Source organism: Pseudomonas sp. SDO5522_S412, from assembly GCF_054071215.1.
This window is the reverse complement of record NZ_JBSVWQ010000386.1, coordinates 1-2,888: the sequence shown is the minus strand read 5'-3', so window position 1 is coordinate 2,888 and position 2,888 is coordinate 1. Positions and strand designations below refer to the sequence as shown.

General features: G+C 60.1%; 3 protein-coding genes. All 3 read left to right on the top strand.

The window, feature by feature from the left end; translation table 11 throughout:
* The first annotated feature begins 178 nt into the window (after nucleotides 1–178).
* The 3 genes from ACW9I6_RS31830 (at nucleotide 179) to ACW9I6_RS31820 (ending at nucleotide 2,744) form a co-directional block, all read left to right on the top strand.
* Complete coding sequence (locus ACW9I6_RS31830; protein ID WP_003211820.1) at nucleotides 179–760, top strand: alpha/beta hydrolase; 582 nt, start codon at nucleotides 179–181, stop codon at nucleotides 758–760.
* Between the two features lie 48 nt (nucleotides 761–808).
* Nucleotides 809–1,729: a sigma 54-interacting transcriptional regulator gene (locus tag ACW9I6_RS31825; RefSeq protein WP_307522235.1), complete on the top strand. Its 921-nt coding sequence runs from the start codon at nucleotides 809–811 to the stop codon at nucleotides 1,727–1,729.
* 232 nt (nucleotides 1,730–1,961) lie between these two features.
* Nucleotides 1,962–2,744, top strand: coding sequence for a MetQ/NlpA family ABC transporter substrate-binding protein (locus ACW9I6_RS31820; protein ID WP_003211822.1), 783 nt, complete (start codon nucleotides 1,962–1,964; stop codon nucleotides 2,742–2,744).
* Nucleotides 2,745–2,888: the final 144 nt, after the last annotated feature.

Sequence of the window (2,888 nt, the reverse complement as noted above, 5' to 3'; positions counted from 1 at the left end):
TCTGCATCGCAGGCAAGCCAGCTCCCACAGAAAAGCAGCTCTGCTTTCGCTCTGGTTTTTGATTTGGCTTTTAACACTCGATTTTTGGTTATTAATAAATAGCTTCTTATTCCTTAACGAATATATACCCCGTGCCTATACTGACCCACAACGTTAAACGCTGCAGGAGGGCACACCCATGCACAGCGAGTCGATTCGTTATCTGATCGTGCCGGGCTGGCAAGGATCGCCAGAAGATCATTGGCAAAGTCATTGGCAGAACAGCCTGCCCAACAGCGCTCGTGTGGAGCAGGCCGACTGGCTCACCCCACGCCGCGAAGACTGGGTGGCAGCCCTGGCCGAAGCCATCGCCGCCGACAGCACCCCGGTGATTCTGATCGCCCACAGCCTGGGCTGCATCACCGTCGCCCATTGGGCGGCCACCGCACCGGTGCAATTCCTGCGTCAGGTACGCGGCGCCCTGCTGGTGGCCCCGGCCGATGTCGAACGCCCTGCCTGCGCACCCGCCCTGCGTAACTTTGCGCCAATCCCCAGCCACCTGCTGCCCTTCCCAAGCCAGGTCGTCAGCTCCGACAACGACAGCGCCGTCAGCGCCACCCGCGCCCTGGAACTGGCACGTAACTGGGGCGCCGAAGCGGGAATTCTCGCGGGCGCCGGGCACATCAACGTGAAGTCCGGCCATCAACGCTGGGAACAGGGTTTCGCCTACCTCTATCGCCTGCAAAATCGCCTGGAACATCACTCCCGGCGCCGTGCATAAAATTTTTTAAACGCCCCTTCCCCTTCGTGGATGGGGCGGGAGCCTGCCATGAGCCTGCATGAAACCTTCGGTCAGCCCCTGCTGACCTTCCCCGACGCCGAAAAAAGCCCCCTGAGCATTCGTGCCAAGGCGCTGGTGTTTGTCGACCCGCGTTCGCGGAAGCTGCGCGAAGACCTCGAAAACCTCGCCCCCCGCGCCTTGCCCGTGTTGATCCGCGGCGAAACCGGCAGCGGCAAGGAGTTGCTCGCCCGGCATATCCACCGTGGCAGCGACCGCACCGGCCTGTTTGTCTCGGTGAATTGCGGCGCCATCAGCCCGACATACGCCGACGCCGAACTGTTCGGCTACGCCGCAGGCAGCCACAGCGGCGCAGCCAGCAGCCGCGCCGGCTGGTTTGGCTCGGCCAACGGCGGCACGTTGTACCTGGATGAAATCGGCGACTTGCCGCTGCCAATCCAGGTCAAGCTGCTGGCGGCGCTGGAAAACCACGAAGTCACCCGCGTCGGCGCCCATCAGCCAAGCCCGGTGGATGTGCGGCTGGTGGCGGCCACCAGCATCGACCTCGCCCAGGCCGTGGCGGCCGGCAAGTTTCATGAGCGCCTGTTCCATTACCTCAGCGAAGGCCAACTGGAGCTGCCCGCACTGCGCGAGCGGGTGGGCGACATCCTGTCACTGGCCGAATATTTCCTCGGCATCTACAGCCAGCGCCTCGACCTGCCGGTGCCGCTGATCAGCGACGAAGCCCAGCGCGTGCTGGAGCATCACAGCTGGCCGGGCAACACCCGGGAGTTGGAGAACGTGATTCACTTTGCCTTGCTGGTCAGCAGTGGCGACGAGATTTTGCCTGAGCATTTGAACCTGCCCGTGGCGGGTTCACCTGTGGAGCAGGTGCGGCGAATTCTTGGCCACGCCAGCGCCGCCGAGGTTGAAGCCCTGAAAAGCTATCTGAAAGAACACGCTGTTTTGTAGGAGCCCGGCTTGCCGGCGATGGCGTCCTCAGGAGCATCGCAAGGCTCAAGACCGCCATCGCCGGCAAGACGGGCTCCTGCATGAACAAAATGGAATATCAAAGTGAATAAAAAGTATTGTTCTGGAATAAAAAACCTCGGTATTGTCCGCTCCACGCCGCGATAGCACTTCGCTGGCATCCACTAAAAAAGCGGCCGTCCCAGACGACCCGGATTTTCGATAAGGACACTGCATGAAAAAGGTTCTGTTGTTTACCGCACTGGCGGCTGCCCTGACCGCAAGCTTCGCCCAGGCCAACGAGAAACTGGTGGTAGCCGCTACCCCGATCCCGCACGCCGAGATCCTTGAGCTGGTCAAGCCGACCCTGGCCAAAGAAGGCGTGGACCTGGAAATCAAAGTCTTCACCGACTACGTACAACCGAACGTACAGGTGGCCGAGAAGCGTCTGGACGCCAACTACTTCCAGACCCTGCCGTACCTGGAAAACTTCAACAAGGGTAAAGGCACCAACCTGGTCACCGTAGTGGGTGTGCACGTTGAACCCTTCGGCGGCTACTCGAAAAAGATCAAAAACATCTCTGAGCTCAAAGATGGCGCCACCGTGGCGATCCCGAACGAAGGCAGCAACTCCGGCCGTGCCCTGCTGCTGCTGCAAAAGGCTGGCGTGATCACTCTGAAAGACCCGACCAACGCCCTGGCCACGCCGAAAGACATCGCCAGCAACCCGAAACACCTGAAATTCAAAGAGCTGGAATCGGCGCTGCTGCCACGCGTCCTGGACCAGGTTGACCTGGACCTGATCAACACCAACTACGCCCTGGAAGCCGGCCTGAACCCGGCCAAGGACGCGTTGATCATCGAAGACGCCAAGTCGCCGTACGTGAACTTCCTGGTTGCCCGCCCGGACAACAAGGACAGCGACGCGATCCAGAAGCTGGCCAAAGCCCTGACCAGCCCTGAAGTGAAAGCTTTCATCGAGAAGAAATACAACGGCGCGGTCGTGCCGGCGTTCTGATCGAACCCAAAAACCTCCTTCAAGGTTTAAACGCCGACGGCTTCTACAGCGTCGGCGTTTTTTATGGCTGGAACACAATCGAAATGTGGGAGCGGGCTTGCTCGCGAATGCGGTGGGTCAGTCAATAAATTTGCTGACTGATAC

What these genes read in the sequence shown, in the direction of transcription:
- ACW9I6_RS31830 (WP_003211820.1), top strand. Translation starts at nt 179, where the DNA reads ATGCACAGCGAGTCGATTCGTTATCTGATCGTGCCGGGCTGGCAAGGA.
- ACW9I6_RS31825 (WP_307522235.1), top strand. Translation starts at nt 809, where the DNA reads ATGAGCCTGCATGAAACCTTCGGTCAGCCCCTGCTGACCTTCCCCGAC.
- ACW9I6_RS31820 (WP_003211822.1), top strand. Translation starts at nt 1,962, where the DNA reads ATGAAAAAGGTTCTGTTGTTTACCGCACTGGCGGCTGCCCTGACCGCA.